Here is a 17,057-nt window from a genome sequence, read left to right as displayed (position 1 = left end):
TCCTCCGCCTTGCGATGTACGGCACCGGACCCCGCTCCCTGATCCACCCTGACCCAAACGAAAGACCCTGGGCGCCCCGGGAGAGGAGGTCAGCCCGCCCGGCCGAGCACGGGCGGCTCGGCGGGGAGCTGCCCGGTGCGGGCGATGCCCGCGTACCAGTGGGCGCTCGCCTTCGGGGTGCGCGCCTGGGTCGCGTAGTCCACGTAGACCGCGCCGAAACGCTTCGAATAGCCCCACGCCCACTCGAAGTTGTCCATCAGCGACCACAGGAAGTAGCCACCGACGTCCGCCCCGTCGCTGACGGCGCGGTGCACCGCCGCGAGATGCGCGTGCAGGTAGGCGATCCGCTCCGGGTCGAGCACCTGCCCGTCGGTCTCCGGCTTGTCGTCGTACGCCGCGCCGTTCTCGGTGACGAAGAGCTGGAGGTCGGGCCGGAGCCTGCTGTACGTGGTGATCAGGTCGTACAGGCCCGTGGGGTCGATCGTCCAGCCCATCACGGTGCGCTCGCCCGGCGGCTGGTGGAACGCGATGTCGTCCGCCGCGGGCCACGGCGAGTGCTCGCCGCCGCCGTGCGCGTCGGCCCGGGGGCCCTTCGGGCCCCCGCCCGCCGCCGACACCACCACGGGCGTGTAGTAGTTGAGGCCCAGCCAGTCGATCGGCTGGTTGATGGCCTTCAGGTCGCCGTCCCTGACGAAGGACCAGTCGGTGAGCGCGGCCGTGTCGCTCAGCAGCGTCTCGGGGTAGGCGCCCTGGAGCAGCGGCCCATGGAAGACGCCGTTGGCCAGGTGGTCGATCCTGCGGCGCGCGTCCAGGTCGGCGGGCGAGTCCGTCAGGGCCCTGATCACCTGGGAGTTGAGGCTCACCGCGAGCTGCGCGCGGGACGGCAGCACCTGCCGCAGCGCCGAAGTGCCCAGCCCGTGCGCCAGGTTGAGGTGGTGCGCGGCCCGCAGCGCCGCCGCGGGGTCGGTACGGCCCGGCGCGTGCACCCCGGAGGAGTAGCCGAGGAACGCCGCGCACCAGGGCTCGTTGACGGTGGCCCAGCGCACCACGCGGTCCCCGAGTGCGCGGCCCACCATGTCCGCGTACTCGGCGAACCGGTACGCGGTCTCCCGCTCGGGCCAGCCGCCCGCGTCCTCCAGCTCCTGGGGCAGGTCCCAGTGGTAGAGGGTGACCACGGGCTCGATGCCGTGGGTGAGCAGCTCGTCGACGAGGCGCCGGTAGAAGTCGAGGCCGCGCTGCACCGCGGGCCCGCGCCCGGTGGGCTGCACCCGGGACCAGGACACCGAGAAGCGGTACGCCGCGAGGTCGAGCCCGGCCATCATCGCCACGTCGTCCCGGTAGCGGTGGTAGTGGTCCACGGCGACGTCGCCGTTCTCGTCGAACGCGACCTTGCCCGGGGTGTGGCTGAAGGTGTCCCAGATGGAGGGAGTGCGGCCGTCTTCCCGCACCGCTCCCTCGATCTGGTACGAGGAGGTGGCCGCGCCCCAGAGGAAGCCGGGCGGGAAGGTTACGGATTCTGGCATGGAAGCGCTCCCATGATGTGGAGGTAGAGGCGAGGACGGATGGGTGGGGTGCCGAGGGCGCCGGGCTGCCCCGGCGCACGTGCCCGGGGCAGCCCGCCGCGGGCCGCCGCCGGGGATCGGCCGGGGCGGCCGACGGGGGGACAGCGGCCCGCGGACACGGCAGGTGCCGCACGGGAGGGTGCGGACCTCCTCGTCCGCGGGCCTGGACGCGACGGCCGGGTCAGCCCTTCACGGCGCCCTGCATGATGCCGCCGACGATCTGCTTGCCGAAGAGGGCGAAAGCGACCAGCAACGGAAGTGTGCCCAGGAGGGCGCCCGCCATAATCACCGACTGGTCGGGGATGTAACCGGTGCCGAGCTGGTTCAGGGCCACCTGGACCGTCGGGTTCTCCTGGTTCAGCGCGATGATCGGCCACAGGAAGTCGTTCCACGCCATCACGAACGTCAGCAGCCCGAGCACGGCCATCGCGGGGCGCGCGGCGGGGAACACCACGTGCCAGACGGTCCTGATGCTGCTCGCGCCGTCCACCCTGGCGGCCTCGATCAGCTCCGTCGGCAGCGCCTGCACCAGGTACTGCCGCATGAAGAACACGCCGAACGCGGTGACGAACGTCGGCAGGATGACCGCCTGGAGCTGGTTGGACCAGTGCAGGTCGGCCATCCACAGGTACAGCGGCACGATGCCGAGCTGTGGCGGCACCATCATCGTGCCGACCGTGACCAGCATCAGCAGCCTGCTGCCCCGGAAGCGCAGCTTGGCGAACGCGTACCCGGCGATCGTGGAGAAGAGCACCGTGCCGACGGTGATGCTGCCCGCGACGATGATCGAGTTGAGCATCGCCTTGCCGAGACCGCCCTGGTTCCACGCGGTCTCCATGTTCTTGAAGAGGTTGCCGCCGAACCACAGTGGTGGCGGCGTCTGGGACAGCCGCTGGTTGGTGCGCGAGGACGCGACGAACGTCCACACCAGCGGCAGCAGCGACACCACCGTGAAGACCGTGAGCACCGTGTAGGTGAGCGGGCCCGCGTGCAACTGCTTGCCGGCCTTCGGCGCGAAGCTGCGCCCCTTCGCGGGCGGTACGGGCGCCGGGGGCCGCCCGACGGTGGTGACGGCCGCCGAACCCTCGGGCGGGGCCGTGGCCCCGGATGTGTGCGGCATCAGCTCTTCCTCAGACGTCGGACGACCAGCATGTTGACGGCGCCAATCAGCAGGAGGATCAGGAACATCGACCAGGCGATGGCGGACGCCTTGCCCAGGTTGCCGACGATCCACCCCTGGTCGTACATGTACAGGCCCAGCGTCTGGAACTGGTGGGAGGCGCCGCCCTTGGAGCCCGAGGCGCCGCCGAACAGCAGCGGCTCACCGAAGAGCTGGGTCGCGCCGATGGTGGAGACCACCACCGTGAACAGGATCGTCGGCCGCAGCATCGGGATCGTCACATGCCGGAACTGCTCCCAGCGCGAGGCCCCGTCGAGCGCGGCGGACTCGTACAGGTCGGCGGGGACTGCCTGCATCGCCGCCAGGTAGATCAGCGCGTTGTACCCCGTCCAGCGCCAGATGACGATCGAGGACACGGCGAACTTCGAACCCCAGCCCGACTCGCGCCAGTTGACGGGATCGACGCCGATGAAGTGCAGCAGCCAGTTGATCATGCCGCCGTCCCACTGGTACAGCAGCGTGAAGACCAGGGTCGCCGCCGCCACCGAGGTGGCGTAGGGCGCCAGCATGGTCACCCGCCAGAACAGCGAGGCCCGCAGCTTGTAGTTGAGCAGGTGCGCCACGCCGAGCGCCATCAGCAGTTGCGGCACGGTGGAGATGACGCCGATGAGGAGCGTGTTCTTCAGCGCGGTATAGAAGAAGTCGCTCTGGAAGAGGTTGGTGTAGTTGTCGAGCCCGGTCCACTGCTGGTGGTCGAGGTCGGACAACTGCACCGTGTGCAGCGACGACCAGGCCGTGTAGATCAGCGGAAAGAGCCCGAAGGCCCCGAAGAACAGGAAGAACGGGGCGATGAACGTGTACGGGCTCGACTTCTGGTCCCAGCGGGAGAGCCGGGTGCGCCAGCCGCCCGGCTTCCGGCGCCCGGACGCGGCCGGGGCCGCGCCCCCCTCGGGAGAGGGCGGCGCGGCGGCGGTGTGCTCGGTGGTGTCGGATGACATCGTCACTCGCCCAACACGTCCTTGATCTCCTTGGTGGCGGCCTCCCAGCCCTGTGCCGGGGACTTGCCCTGCTGCTCCACCTGGAGAACGCCGATGTCCGTGATGGCCGACCCGATCTGCTGGTCCTTGAGACCGAAGTCGGCGACCGGGGTGTTCTTCGCCGCGTCACTGAAGATCTGTGCGAGCGGCGCGTCGCTGAAGTACGTGGCCGTGTCCGGGCTCACCTTGAGGTTCGTGTACGCCGCGGGCGTCGACGGGAAGCTGGCCTGCTTGGCGAAGACCTTCGCCTGCTGCTCGGGCGCGGTCAGCCAGACGGCGAGCTTGGTCGCCTCGTCCTTGTTCTTGCCCTGGGTGGGGACGCCGAGGAACGAGCCGCCCCAGTTGGCCGCGGTGGGGGCCGCCGCGACGTCCCACTGGCCCTTGCCGGAGCCGCCGCCGTTCTCCAGGATCTGGCCGAGCATCCAGGGCGGGCAGGAGACCGTGGCGAACTTGCTGTTCGCGATGGCCTGGTTCCACGGGGTGTCGAACTGCTTCAGCTTCGCCGACATGTTGCTGGTGGCGACGTCCATCGCCGCGTTCCAGGCGGCCTTGCGGCCCTTGCTCTCCTCGTAGACGGGCTTGTCGCCGTCGTAGTAGCGCTCCTTGGAGCCCGACATCACGGCGTTGTACACACCCTGGGCGCTGTCCACGAACTTGGTGCCGCTCGGCGCCTTCTTCATGTACTGCTTGCCGAGGTCGACGTACTTGCCCCAGTCGCCCTTCCAGAGCTTCGCCAACTCGTCGCGGTCCGTGGGCAGTCCGGCCTTCTTGAAGAGGTCCTTGCGGTAACACAGGCCCATCGGGCCGATGTCGGTGCCCAGCCCGATCGTCTTGCCGTCGTCGGTCGTGGCCTGCTTCCACTTCCAGTCAAGCCAGCCGGACTCGTCCACGCCCTTGGCCTTGCCCAGGTCCTCGAACTTGTCGGCCTGGGTCCTCACGACCTCGCTGACATTGGCGATCTCGATGGCCTGGATGTCGTCGGCGCCGCTTCCCGCCTGCAGCCTGGTGAGCATCTTGGGGTAGTACACGTCGCTGCGCTCCGTCACATTCTCCTTGATGGAGATGTCGGGGTGCAGTTTCATGTACTCGTCGTAGAGTCCGGCCTGCTTGTAGCCGAAAACGCCGTAGGTGCCGACCGTGAGGGTGATCTTGCCATGGGCGTTGCCACCGCCCGAAGCGTCCGTCGAACCGCTGTCCGAGTCCTCGGAGCATCCGGCGAGCAGTCCCGTCGCGAGCGCGGCGACGGCCGCGAAAGCCACCAGACGGCGGGACCCGCGGGTTCTCGTGCGCATTGCGTCCTCCTGTTGCCCCTGACGTGCCGCCCCCGGCCAACTGCGCTGTTGAGCCTGTCGGTGACACCGTGCGGCGGCTCGGGCGGTGAACGTGCGGGATGTGTAAGTGCCAGGTAGTGTGGGAGCGCTCCCACATGTGATGAGTTGAAGACTCGCGGGTCTGGTCGGGGGTGTCAAGGGACCGGACATTCAGATATGTCTTCAGTTATCGGGCCGTTAGATACGGGGCGGGCGCGGGATGGCCGAATAGGGGCTTGTGGGAGTGTGGGGCGGAGGCGGGCGCGCCACCGCGCGCCGTGTCCCGGCCGGTACGCGGGCGTACGGGCGGTGCGGCACCGCGCGCCCCGGGCGCCGGCGGCGGGACGTGCGGGCGGCCGAACGGGGTGCGCCGGGGGAGTGGGCGGTGACCCGCGGGGGCGGGGCACGGGGCGCCGGGCAGGAACGTGGCGTGAACCAGGCTGTTAGATTCCTGGCCGGTAGTGGTGTGACGGGAGGCAGGCGATGGCGGGCCACGGAACGCGGGGCCGGAGCGGCGGACGGCCGACTCTGGAGGAGGTCGCCGCGCGCGCGGGCGTGGGCCGCGGCACGGTGTCGCGGGTGATCAACGGCTCGCCGCGGGTCAGCGAGGCCACCAGGGCGGCGGTCGAGGCGGCCGTCGCGGAACTGGGCTACGTCCCCAACACGGCGGCCCGCGCGCTGGCCGCCAACCGCACGGACGCCATCGCGCTCGTGGTGCCGGAGCCCGAGACCAGGTTCTTCGCCGAGCCGTACTTCTCCGGCATGCTGCGCGGCGTCGGCGCGGAGATCACCGACACCGAGATGCAGCTCCTGCTGACCTTCGCGGGCAGTGCGAGGGAGCGGCAGCGGCTCGCCCAGTACCTCGCCGCGCACCGCGTCGACGGGGTGCTGCTGGTCTCCGTCCACGCCGGTGACCCGCTGCCCGACCTCCTCGCCCAGCTTGAGATACCCACGGTGATCAGCGGGCCCAGGTCGGCGGACGAGACGCTGCCGTCCGTGGACTCCGACAACTTCGCCGGGGCGCGCAGTGCCGTCACCCATCTGCTGGAGCGCGGCCGCCGCACCATCGCGCACATCGCGGGCAGGTCCGACGTGTACGGCGCCCAGCAGCGCGTCGGCGGCTACCGCGCGGCGCTGGAGGAACACGGCATCGAGGAGGACGGCCGTCTCGTCCTGTCCGGCGACTTCACCGAGGAGGGCGGACGGCGCGCGATGGCGGACCTGCTGGCGGCCGAGCCCGGCATCGACGCGGTGTTCGCGGCGTCGGACGTGATGGCCGCGGGCGCCCGGCAGACGCTGCGCGCGCAGGGCCGCGGGATTCCCGACGACGTGGCCCTGATCGGCTTCGACGACTCGGCCATCGCCCACCACATGGACCCGCCGCTCACCAGCGTGCGGCAGCCCATCGAGGAGATGGGCCGCGCCATGATCGACGTACTGCTCGCGGAGATCGAGGACCGCAGGCCCGCGGGCGCCCCGGGCCACGCCCGCCCGCGCCGACGCACCGGGGCGCCCCGGCGCGTCGTCCTCGACACGGAGCTGGTGGTGCGGGCGTCGGCGTAGCCATGGGAGGGGCCGGTCGGCCCGTCGCCCTTCCCGGTTGTCCGACCTCCCGGCTCCCGGGCCCTCGCCCGGGGCGCCGGACCGCCCCGACCGGACGGGCCTTCGAGGACACGGCCTAACGCTTCACCGGCCCGCCGACGCCTTTCGCGGTCTCCTCGGCCAGCCGCTGGAACTGCCCGAGGTCGTAGTTGGCGAGTGTCGAGTCGAGGTTGGTCAGGGCCCCCAAGTGCTCGACAAAGCCGTGGGGTTCGTACTCGATCTGGAGCGCCACCCGGCTCGTGGTGTCGCTGAGCCGGTGGAAGGTGACCACTCCCGCGTGCTGCACGCCCTGCGTCGTGTGCCACGCGATCCTGTCCTCGGGGACGACCTCGGTGAGTTCGGAGACGAACATCTTCTCGGCGCCCACCACCGACAGCTTCCACGCGAAGAGGCTCTCGTCGATCGGGTCGACGCGCTCGACGTGGTGGAGGAAGTACGGCCAGCGCGTCACGTCGCTCCACAGGCTCCAGCTCACCGAGACGGGTGCCTCGACATCCACGGCTTCCATCAAAGACGACGACACGGCTGCAACCTTCCGTCGGGGCCGCGGCTCCGGGCCGCGGCCAACCAGCATCGGCCGTCGGCTACCCTCGCCGCCGCGCTCCACGCCGGACCGCCGCCACCGGCGCCCCTGGCTCCGCCCGCTTCCTGCGCCGCCCGGGCCGCCGGGCGGATCGCGTGGTCCCGCGCTGAACCGTGCCGCGCCGCCACCCGTTGTGGTGACGTACCGGTCGCGAGGGGGAGCGACACCGAGAGCGGCGTGGAACGCCGGAGCGTGACGGAGCTGGGTCACCCGCGTCGGCACCCGCGAGGAAGCGGGCGCGCCGCCTGCGGGCGAACCGGAAGAAGGACGCGGGATGACCAGTGCAGTAGCCGACACGGGCCCTTTGTCCTGGCAGCAGGAGACGCTGGTGCGCAGTGTGCCGACATGCGGCAGGGAGAGCATGTGGACCGCGTTCCGGCTCCCGGCGGAGGTGTCCGACGACGAGATGCTCCGCAGGCTCGAACGGCTCGTGCTCCGGGAGGCGAGCCTCCGTATCGTCTCGGCGGACCTGACCGGGGTCGGCTACGCCGGGATATCCCCGCTCCCGGTCCGCCGTGTCCGGTGCGCCGCCGCGGACGAGGTCCCCGCCTATGTGGCCGCGCACAAGAGCGTCCCGTTCGACTCCGGTGAGCCGCAGTGGCAGTTGACGGTCATCGAGCACCCCGACGGGACGGGGCGGCCCGCCCGCACCGTGCTCGCCGTGTTCGACTTCCTCCTCGTCGACATGTTCAGCCTGGCGCTGCTGCGCAAGGAGCTGTGCACCGGCGTGGCGCCCTCGCGGGACCGCGGGGCCGGCATGTACCGGGAGTGGGTGGTGCGACAGCGCGCCGAGTTCGACGTCGACGCCCGGGACGCGCTCGCGGCGGCCCGCACCTTCTGGGACGGCCATCTGGGCGGGGCCTCCCCGAGCAGGCGCACACCGTTGCCGGGGGTCGCCGACGCCCCGCCGGGCCAGGCCGGTGGCACGGTCTGGCTCAGCCTGCCGGTACCGGTCTCCGCTGCGGAGCTGCGGGCGGCCGCCCGGCGGGCCAGGGCCACCCCGTACGCCCTGACCGTCGCCTCGGTCGTCAGCACCGTCGCCGCCGGCTCCGTCGACGACATCACGCTCCGCCTGATCAGCAGCGGCCGCACACCGCGCTCGGCGGCGACCTTCGGCCGGCTGGCGACCTCCACCCCGATACGGCTGCGCAGCCCGGGGATGGGCGAGTTCGGGGTCGCCATGGGAGCGGTGCGAACCGCCTGGCAGCGGGTGCTGCCGTACCAGCACACCCCGTGGGAGTACCTGCGCACCGCCTGTGCCGCACGCGGTGTCACGGAGTGGGAGGCGGCGGGGCAGCGGCAACTTGTCGTCAACTTCTTCCCCGACCCGGTGGGCGGCATCGACGCCGCCGACTTCGCCGACAAGAGGGCCGATCTGCGCATGACGCACGTGGAACTGCTCGTCGTACCGCTGGAGTCGGGCGGGTTCATGTTCCGGATGCTGTGTGACGCGGGGGACCTGGACGTGGAGAGCGTACGGCGCTTTCTGCGCGCGTTGTCCGATGGATTCATGGCCCACGTCCGGGCCGTCTGAGCGGGCCTTCGGGCATCGGAAGACCAGTGGGGGTAGCGATGCGGGCACCCGCCGTCCTCGGCACGGTGGTCGTCGGCGCCGGTCTGGCCGGCCTCGCGGTGGCGGCCGAGATGGACCGGGCCGGATGCGGCGACGGCACCGTCGTGCTGGAGGCAGGCCCGGACGACGGCGCCGCCCACAACCGGTGGGCGTACGACGAGACGGCCGCCGTACGGCGCTGGCTCCATCCGGAAGAGGACGCGTACGCGTGGCGGCCGTGGACCGCGCGCGGCAGCGGCTTCTCCGACGCGGCCGCGCTGCGCAGCCGTGTCGGTGGGCGCTCGCTGTACTGGCACGGCGTCCTCCTGCCCATCGAGCCCTGGGCGCTCGCCGATCCGAGCTGGCCCAGGGAGGTCGTCCACGATCTGGTGGACTCGTGGGACGGCGGGGCGTGCCTGTACGACCGGGTCACCGCGGAGCTGGCGGACTGGGCGGGGACCGAGAGCACGGGCGTCAGCGCGGCGCCGGTGCTGCGCATCGGGAGCCTGTCGTTCCGTGAGGTGCTGAAGGCGGTCCGCCGGCACCCCGGCGATCCGGGACGGTGGCGCGCCTACACCCCGCTTGAGCGCTGGGTGGGCGACACGTGCGCGCCACCGGCCGCCCGCATCCGTCCCGGCTCCCGGGTCGTCGGTGTCCTGCTCGACGGGGACGAGGTGGCCGGGGTGCGCGTGCGGTGTGACGGGGTGGACAGCGACGTGCGGTGCCGGCAGGTCGTGCTCGCGGCCGGTGCCGTGGAGAACGCGCGGCTGGCCATCCAGACACTGTCGGAGGCCGGCCGACGGACCGCTGCGGAGCTGCCCGGCCCGGTGGACAAGATCGACCAGGGGTTCACCGTTGCCTGCGCGGCGGACCAACTGCCCGGCGAGGTGGCGGAGATGGCGAAGCGGGGGGCGCTGCTCGTCTCCCCCTGCGCCGAGGGGCTGCGCTCGAACCTCTTCCTGGATCTGCGGCGGAACATGGCGGGCGGCGTCGTCATCATGGCCTCCACGATGGGGGAGCAGCGGCTCGCGGAAGCCGGGCGGGTGCGGTGTCGTCCGGGGCGCTCGTGGCCGTGGCCCGTGGAGGTGAGCGCCCGCCCGGGCCGTGCGGACCGTGCGCTGGCGCGGGAGCAGCGGGCGGTGCTCGAACGGACCTGGCGGGAACTCCGCGGGTACCTGAGACTGCCGGGGCCCGCCCGGGTCTTCGAATCCCGGCGCGTGGGGCCGCGAACCGGGGACGGTCTGACGGCGCTCGACCATGCCACGGGCGCGGCGGGGCCGGCCCCGTTCGCGCTGCCTCACGGGTCGCAGCACCACGACGCCGGTACCACCCCGTTCGGCACCCTGCTCGACGCCGATCAGCAGTTTCACGGGGTCCGCGGTCTCTACGCCGCCGGGCCGTCCACCTTCCCGCGCACCGGAGCCGCGAATCCGTCGCTGACGACACTCGCCCTCGCCAGGAGACTGGCCGCGCGCCTCGCCCCCGGCACCGCGCGCAACGCGCCGGCCGGGCCCTGAACCCTCCCTCTTCCCCAAGGAGTTCGCATGTCCGGCGTTGCCGAGTCCAGACCACGCAGGCCGTGGACTCGTGCCAGGACCGCACCCCGGGAGCCGGCGGACGACTCGTCGCCCGCGCTCGACATCGTCGACCTGGTCCGCGAGTTCACGCACCGCAGGGCGGCACCGGTACGCGCGCTCGACGGGCTGTCGCTGCGGGTGCCGCGGGGAGAAGTGCACGGGCTCCTCGGTCCGAACGGCGCGGGCAAGACGACGCTGGTGAAGATCCTGTCCACGGTGCTGCTGCCGACCGCAGGACACGCGCGGGTCTGTGGGCACGACGTCGTCACCGGCGCCCGCGCCGTCCGCACCGTGATCGGTGTGGTCTTCGGCGGTGACCGTGGCCTCTATACGCGGCTGACGGGGCGTCAGAACCTGGAGTTCTGGGCGGCGGTGCAGCATGTGCCGGCGAAGGGGCTGCGGGAGCGGTGCGCGAGCCTGCTGGACCGGCTCGGCCTGTCGGGCGCCGCCGACCGGCGGGTGGAGACCTACTCCCGGGGGATGCGGCAACGCCTGCACCTGGCGCGCGGACTGGTCGCCGACGCGCCCGTGCTGTTCCTCGACGAGCCGACGATGGGCATGGACCCCGTCGCGGCCCGCGAGTTCCGCACGCTCGTCGGTGAGATCCGCAGCGGGGGACGCACCATCGTGCTCGCCACGCACAACATGGCGGAGGCGGCGACACTGTGCGACCGGGTCAGCTTCGTCCGGGACGGAAGGGTGCTCGACACCGGACCGCCGCACGCGCTGGCGGACCTCGCGTCGAGTGCGCAGGGAGTGGAGGTCGAGAACCCGGACCCCGCCGCGCTCCGCACGGTCGAGTCCCTGCCCGGCGTGGTCTCCGTGCGGCATGAGGCCGACGTCGCGCGCATCCGGGTGCGCGGCCCTGAGTACCTGCCGGACGTCCTGCGGGCTCTCGCGGACCACGGCCTGACGTCGATACGGACCATGCAGCCCACACTTGAGGACGTCTACCTGGGCCTCATCGGCGACCGCGGCCTTGAGGTGTGAGCCCATGCGAACCGTCGTCACCGGGTTCCGTCTGCAACTCGTCTTCTACCGGCACCACCCCGACCTCCTCGTGCCGCTCCTCACATCGCCGCTCTACAGCGTCGTGTTCACCATGATCATGCGGCACAACGACCGCGCGGACCTGGTGGGACCTGCCGCGCTGGCCCCCTTCTATATGACGCTGTGGTGGTTCGCGCTGTTCAGCGGCGGCTGGATCATCCAGACCGACCGCTGGGAGGACACCCTCCAGTACCTGGTGTCCGCACCGGCCGACTTCAGCGCCGTGGTGTTCGGGAGGGCCGCGGGAACCGTGGTGCCCGGTGTCGTGGCGTTCGCCGAGACCTGGTTGTTCGCCCGCTACGCGCTGCACGCGCCGGTGACCGTCCGGCACTGGCCGCTGCTGGTCGCCTCGTTCGCCGTCACCCTGTTCGCCATGGCGGCCACCGCCGCCCTGCTGGCCGCCCTGTTCGTACTGGCCCGCAACGCCGTCACCTTCTCCAACTCGGCGAGTTTCCCGTTCTACTTGCTCGGCGGCATCCTCGTCCCCGTCGTCTACCTGCCGACATGGCTGCGTCCCGTGTCGAACGGGGTCTTCCTCTTCTGGTCGGCCGACCTCCTGCGGGGTGTCGTCGGCGTCGGACGGCTGACACACCCGCTCCTCGGCCTGGGCATGACCGCGGGACTCGGGGTGCTCGCGCTGGTCGCCGCGCGGCTGTCCCTCCGCCTCGTCCTGCGCCGCCTGCGCCACACGGGGGAGTTGAGCCTGCGATGACCACCGTGCATGTGATCCGCCGCGCGCTGCGCATCGGCGCCGCCGAGTACCGCACCATCTACACATGGCGCACCTGGCTGTCCGCCTGGTTCGTCCGCGTGCTCACCCAGGTGGCGTTCTTCGCCCTCGTCGGCCGGATGCTCCACTCCCCGGAGCAGACGCGTTTCCTGCTGGTGGGCAACGCGGTCATGCTCGCCGCGATGGGCGGCATCTTCGCGGTCAACATGGTGAGTTCGGAGCGGAGCATCGGCACACTGCCGCTGTTCGCCGCCAGCCCCACCCACCCCGCGGTCGTGCTCTCGGCCCGCGGCGCCTACATGATCGCGGACGGCACCGTGTCCTCCGTCGGCGCGCTGCTGGTGAGCGCCTGGCTGTTCCGGGTTCCGCTGGCGTGGACGCAGCTTCCCACGGTCACCGTGCTCGTCGTGCTCGTGGCCTGGTCCGCGTACTGCTTCGGGACGTTCGTGGGGGGACTGCTTCTCGGCTTCCGCTCCGTGCAGACCATCGCCACGAACGTCTGCCTGGTCGGGCTGATGACGCTGTGCGGTGCGAACGTTCCGCTCTCCGCCTACCCGGGGCCGCTGCGATGGGTCTCGGCGGTGCTCCCGACGACGCACGGGATACTCGGCGTCCGCCTGGCGCTCTCCGGTGACCTGGCGGCGGCGTCCGCGCAGGGGGCGTGGGAACTGCTGGTCGGAGCCGGCTGGCTGGCGGTGTGCCTGCTCTCCTTCACCAGGCTCGTCCGGCGCGGGCGTCGTCTCGGCACCCTGGACTTCGCGACATGAGGACTCACATGAACCGAACGGCCGAGCCGTCCACCCTCCTGCTGAGCGGTGTCTCCTCGGACTCGCACACCTGGAACCTCGTCTACCTCGAACTCCTGCTGCGCGAGCACGGACACCGGGTGCGGAACCTGGGGGCGTGCGTGCCCGTCGGCCTCGTCGTGGACACCGCCCGCCGCGAACGCCCCGGCACGCTGGTGGTCAGCTCCGTCAACGGCCACGGTGCCGACGACGGGGAGCGGCTGATCCGCGCGCTGCGGGCGGTGCCGCTCCTCGCGGCACTGCCGGCGGTCATCGGCGGGAAACTCGGCACCACGGGCCATGTCGGAGCCGCCGAGCGCCGCCGCAGGCTGCGCCGAGCCGGCTTCGACGACGTCTTCGAGGGGCCCGACGCCCTGCCGCGCCTGCTCGACCACCTGCGCCCCGCCGACCCGGCACCCCCGCGGCGGGCGACGGCGGGCGGAGGGACAGCGCGCCGTGACTGAGGCACGGTCCGTCCCGCACCACGACTTCGGCGGCATGGTCGGACGGGCCCGCGCCCGCGGCCGGATCGTCGTACAGCCCAGGATGGGTTTCGCGCGCCCCGCCGAGATGCGCGCGGGCCTGCTCGCCACCGCCTCGGCCCCCGTGCCCGCCGCGGGGACGATCACGCTGGACAGCTACACCCGCCTCGGGGACTACCGGGCGGTACGCGAGGTGACGGGGCGCGGCGGGGCGCTGAACGGGTTCCCCCTCGTCACCCAGGACCCGGCCGTGACCCGCGCCATGGTCGCCGACCTGGTCAGGGAGGACTTCCAGATCCAGGTGCGCCACGGCTCACCGGCGCCCGCGGACATCGTCCGCTCGATGACACGCGCCGGCCTCTACGCGACCGAGGGCGGCCCGGTGTCGTACTGCCTTCCGTACGGCCGGATGCCGCTGGCGGAGTCCGTCGAGCACTGGCGACGCGGCTGCGAACTGCTCGCCGGCCACCGCGGCAGCGACGTCGAACCCCATCTGGAGACCTTCGGCGGCTGTCTGATGGGCCAGTTGTGCCCACCGGCCCTGCTCGTCGCCGTCAGCGTGCTGGAGGCCATGTTCTTCCGTGACCACGGAATCCGCAGCGTCTCGCTGAGCTACGCCCAGCAGATCAGCCACGCGCAGGACGTCGAGGCCCTCACCGCCCTGCGGGTGCTCGCCCGGGACCATCTGCCGGGCGTCGACTGGCACACCGTCCTCTACACGTACATGGGCGTCTTCCCCACCACCGCCGCGGGCGCGCTGCTGCTCAGCAGGGACGCGGCCCGGCTCGCCGCGCGCGCCGGGGCCGACCGGCTGATCGTGAAGACAAGCGTCGAGGCGCACCGCATTCCGACCGTCGAGGAGAACATCGAAGCGCTGCGGCACGCCGCCGACGAGACGGCCGCGCACGCCGACGGCGGCACGCCGCCCGGCCCCCCGGACGACAACCCGACACTGGCGGAGGCCAGGGACCTGATAGCGGCGACGCTCGAACTCGCCGACGACACGGGACTCGCGCTGCTGCGCGCGGTACGCCGCGGCTATATCGACGTGCCGTACTGCCTGCACCCGGACAACGCGGGCAGGACCGGGTCCGCCATCGACAGCACCGGCCGACTGGTCTGGGGGGCGACCGGGGCGATGCCGCTGAAGGCGAAGCCGGGCCCGTACCAGGACATGACCTCCGCGCGGCTGCTCTCCGCACTGCACCACATGGCCGGCCGCTATGACGCCGGCGCCGCGAGCGAGGGGATTTCTGCCGTTCCTACCGCCGGAGACAGAGCATGAGCGTGCACACCGCCGCATCGGCCAGGACCGCACCGCGGCCGCTCGGGGACAGCGACTGGTGGATATGGTCCGCCGCGATGGTCCGCAGCGCCGGTTTCCCGGCACGCGCGGTCGACCGCCTGGCGGACACCGGTCTTGCGGACCTGGCCGACGACGCCGGGAGCGCCGCGTTCCCCGCGGCGTTCAAAACCGCGACCGGGCGCTTCTCCGGCGAACTCGCCGCCGTGGCCCGCTCGGCTGGCTTCCGGCTGGCCGTCGGCTGGCAGAACCACCGGTTCCTCGACACGGCCGTCGAACCCTACCTGCGGCAGGTGGCGAGCGGCCGGCCCCCCAACTCGCGGCTGCGCAAGCGCGAACGGGCGATCGCCACGTACTGGCAGCGCTACTGCCTCAAGAACGAGTCCATCGGCTTCTTCGGCCCGACGGCCTGGGCCACGCTCGATCCCGGCGCCCACGGCATCGCCGTACACCCCGGCCGCGGACTCACCGACCGGGCGAACGTCTACCTGGAGCGCTGGCCGGTCGACGCGATGGCGCGCAAGCTGAGCACCGACTTCGACCTCGGCCCCTGGCTGCGCCCCCGGCGCAGCCCCCTGCTGCGGATTCTCGACGGCGCGGTCCGCGTCCCGGGGAAGGACCCGGTCGCCGTCGACGACACGACCCTCGCCCTGCTGCGCGCCGCCGACGGCACCCTGACCGCCCATGACCTCGCCGATCGCGTACGGGGCGGGACGGGCGCGCGGACCCGGGAGAGCGTGTTCGCCCGCATGGCGGACCTGCGGGAGCGCAGGTGGCTGATCTGGAGGCTGGAGCTGCCCGCCTCGCTCGCCGCGGAGGAGGAACTGCTCGACCTGCTGGAGGGCATCGGCGACGACGGCATCAGGGAGGCGGCGACCGCCCGCGCCCGCGCACTGGTCGAGGGGCGCGAGCGGCTGCGGCGGGTCTGGGACGACGCGCCACGGCTGCGCGCCGAACTGACCGACCTGGCCGGGACCTTCACCGAGCTGACCGGTGCGCGCCCCACCCGGCACGACGGCCAGGCGTACGGCGGCCGCACCCTGGCCTACCTGGAGTGCCGACGCGACGTGTCGGTCCGTCTTGGAGCCGCCTTCACCGAGCGGCTGGCCGCGATCGTTCCGGTCCTTGACAGCGTCCGCTGGCTGACCTGGCGCGTTCAGGAGGACATCAGGCCCCGTATCGAGGCGGCCCACCGGACGGTGCGCGAGCGCACGCCGCCCGGCGACCCGGTGGACGTGGCGGCGCTCTGGCTGGCGGCGATGCGGACCGTGGGCCCCCGGCTGAGCGACGTCGTCACCCACGCCCTCGCCGAGTTCCATACGCGGTGGTCGCACATCCTTCCCCACCACAGCGACGAAACCCGCCTGACGGCGACCACGTCCGAACTGGAGATCGGCGTCAAACGATTCTTCGACGCACCGCGCAGCGGCTGGGAACAGGCGCGGACGGTCTGCCCCGACGTGATGCTCGCCGCGGACGGCCCCGACGCCCTGGAGACCGGGCGCTACCGCCTCGTCCTGGGGGAGATCCACGCGGCGATGAACTCACTCGACTACATCTCGATGGCCCCCATGCAGGAGGACCCGGAGACACTGCTCTCCAACCTCGACGCGGTCTTCCCGGGCGGGCGGCTGCTGCCGCTGCTGCCGACCGAGAGCCGCCCCCACTTCACGGTGCGCTCACACCCCGCGCTGCTGCGCCCACAGGACCAGCGGATCGCGCTCGCCCCGCACACACCGCCGCCCCGTACGGGCACCGTCGAGTGCGCCGCGGACGCCGTGGTGCGGGAGCGGGACGGCCGCCTGGCCGTCGTCATGCCGGACGGCTCCGAGTTCGACGTCGTCGACCTGTTCGCCGAGGCGCTCAAGTCGCTGCTGCTCGGCCACTTCGACCTGTTCCCCATCGCGGGGCACCGCCCGCGGATCACCGTGGAGGACGTCGTGCTGGCCCGCGAGGGCTGGCAAGTCCCGCTGTCCGAACTGGACTTCGCCGACGACCCCGACGCGGCGGCCCAGTTCGCCGCCGCCCGCCGTTGGGCGCGTGCGCGCCGACTGCCCCGCCGCGTCTTCGTGAAGTCGCCGGCCGAGACCAAACCGTTCTACGTCGACTTCGCCAGTCCGCTCTTCGTCGACGTGCTCTGCGCGGCCGCACGGCGAGCGGCACGCCACCCGGCAGAGAAGCCGACCGCGTATTTCAAGATCACGGAGATGCTGCCCACCCCGGACCACCTGTGGCTCACCGACTCCTCCGGCGAGTTCTACACCTCCGAGATCCGGCTCGCCCTGAGCGACACCAGGGGCGCGTCGGCACCAGGAACGACGCCCACCCGCTGACGGGCACCGGCCCGCACGCCGACAGCCCGGC

Annotated in this window: 14 protein-coding genes; 9 read left to right on the top strand and 5 right to left on the bottom strand. The window is 72.1% G+C overall.

Annotation, left to right across the window (positions count from 1 at the left end):
* Positions 1–89: 89 nt before the first annotated feature.
* The 4 genes from ACIBIW_RS00980 to ACIBIW_RS00965 form a co-directional block, all read right to left on the bottom strand.
* Positions 90–1,523, bottom strand: coding sequence for a GH1 family beta-glucosidase (locus tag ACIBIW_RS00980; protein WP_399330498.1), 1,434 nt, complete (start codon positions 1,521–1,523; stop codon positions 90–92).
* A gap of 220 nt (positions 1,524–1,743) precedes the next feature.
* A complete protein-coding gene (locus ACIBIW_RS00975; protein ID WP_399330496.1) occupies positions 1,744–2,682 on the bottom strand; it encodes a carbohydrate ABC transporter permease in 939 nt (312 codons plus the stop codon).
* Entirely contained in the window at positions 2,682–3,680 is a 999-nt protein-coding gene (locus ACIBIW_RS00970) for a carbohydrate ABC transporter permease (RefSeq protein ID WP_399331857.1), read from the bottom strand. Before ACIBIW_RS00970 ends, ACIBIW_RS00975 begins: the two co-directional genes overlap by 1 nt.
* A 2-nt stretch (positions 3,681–3,682) precedes the next feature.
* Positions 3,683–5,011, bottom strand: a complete 1,329-nt coding sequence (locus ACIBIW_RS00965; protein ID WP_399330494.1) for an ABC transporter substrate-binding protein — start codon at positions 5,009–5,011, stop codon at positions 3,683–3,685.
* 501 nt (positions 5,012–5,512) lie between these two features.
* On the opposite strand from ACIBIW_RS00965, the gene ACIBIW_RS00960 reads away from it, so the two are divergent.
* Entirely contained in the window at positions 5,513–6,592 is a 1,080-nt protein-coding gene (locus tag ACIBIW_RS00960; RefSeq protein ID WP_399330492.1) for a LacI family DNA-binding transcriptional regulator, read from the top strand.
* A gap of 115 nt (positions 6,593–6,707) precedes the next feature.
* Here the strand turns inward: ACIBIW_RS00960 and ACIBIW_RS00955 are convergent, their stop codons facing one another.
* The gene (locus ACIBIW_RS00955) at positions 6,708–7,154 is read right to left on the bottom strand and encodes an SRPBCC family protein (RefSeq protein WP_399330490.1); all 447 of its coding nucleotides are present in this window, start codon (positions 7,152–7,154) and stop codon (positions 6,708–6,710) included.
* 334 nt (positions 7,155–7,488) lie between these two features.
* Here ACIBIW_RS00955 and ACIBIW_RS00950 point away from each other — a divergent pair, with 334 nt between their 5' ends.
* From ACIBIW_RS00950 to ACIBIW_RS00915, 8 genes are read left to right on the top strand one after another with little or no spacing between them, the layout of a single operon-like run.
* Positions 7,489–8,748, top strand: coding sequence for a hypothetical protein (locus tag ACIBIW_RS00950; RefSeq protein ID WP_399330488.1), 1,260 nt, complete (start codon positions 7,489–7,491; stop codon positions 8,746–8,748).
* Between the two features lie 38 nt (positions 8,749–8,786).
* The gene (locus tag ACIBIW_RS00945) at positions 8,787–10,283 is read left to right on the top strand and encodes a GMC oxidoreductase (RefSeq protein ID WP_399330486.1); all 1,497 of its coding nucleotides are present in this window, start codon (positions 8,787–8,789) and stop codon (positions 10,281–10,283) included.
* Between the two features lie 27 nt (positions 10,284–10,310).
* The gene (locus ACIBIW_RS00940) at positions 10,311–11,333 is read left to right on the top strand and encodes an ATP-binding cassette domain-containing protein (RefSeq protein ID WP_399330485.1); all 1,023 of its coding nucleotides are present in this window, start codon (positions 10,311–10,313) and stop codon (positions 11,331–11,333) included.
* A gap of 4 nt (positions 11,334–11,337) precedes the next feature.
* Positions 11,338–12,105, top strand: a complete 768-nt coding sequence (locus tag ACIBIW_RS00935) for an ABC transporter permease (RefSeq protein ID WP_399330484.1) — start codon at positions 11,338–11,340, stop codon at positions 12,103–12,105.
* Positions 12,102–12,890, top strand: coding sequence for an ABC transporter permease (locus ACIBIW_RS00930; protein ID WP_399330482.1), 789 nt, complete (start codon positions 12,102–12,104; stop codon positions 12,888–12,890). The genes ACIBIW_RS00935 and ACIBIW_RS00930 overlap by 4 nt, the downstream gene beginning before the upstream one ends.
* Positions 12,891–12,898: 8 nt before the next feature.
* Positions 12,899–13,372 (top strand): cobalamin B12-binding domain-containing protein, encoded by a 474-nt coding sequence (locus ACIBIW_RS00925; RefSeq protein WP_399330480.1) that lies wholly within the window; start codon positions 12,899–12,901, stop codon positions 13,370–13,372.
* Positions 13,365–14,675 carry a methylaspartate mutase gene (locus ACIBIW_RS00920; protein WP_399330478.1) on the top strand — a complete coding sequence of 437 codons (1,311 nt, stop codon included), beginning with the start codon at positions 13,365–13,367 and terminating at the stop codon, positions 14,673–14,675. Before ACIBIW_RS00925 ends, ACIBIW_RS00920 begins: the two co-directional genes overlap by 8 nt.
* A complete protein-coding gene (locus tag ACIBIW_RS00915; protein ID WP_399330477.1) occupies positions 14,672–17,026 on the top strand; it encodes a lantibiotic dehydratase in 2,355 nt (784 codons plus the stop codon). Before ACIBIW_RS00920 ends, ACIBIW_RS00915 begins: the two co-directional genes overlap by 4 nt.
* Positions 17,027–17,057: the final 31 nt, after the last annotated feature.

The organism is Streptomyces sp. NPDC050560 (assembly GCF_044457285.1).
Taxonomy (GTDB): domain Bacteria; phylum Actinomycetota; class Actinomycetes; order Streptomycetales; family Streptomycetaceae; genus Streptomyces.
Note: the sequence above shows the minus strand (reverse complement) of the source record. Positions and strands in the feature narration are given on the sequence as shown.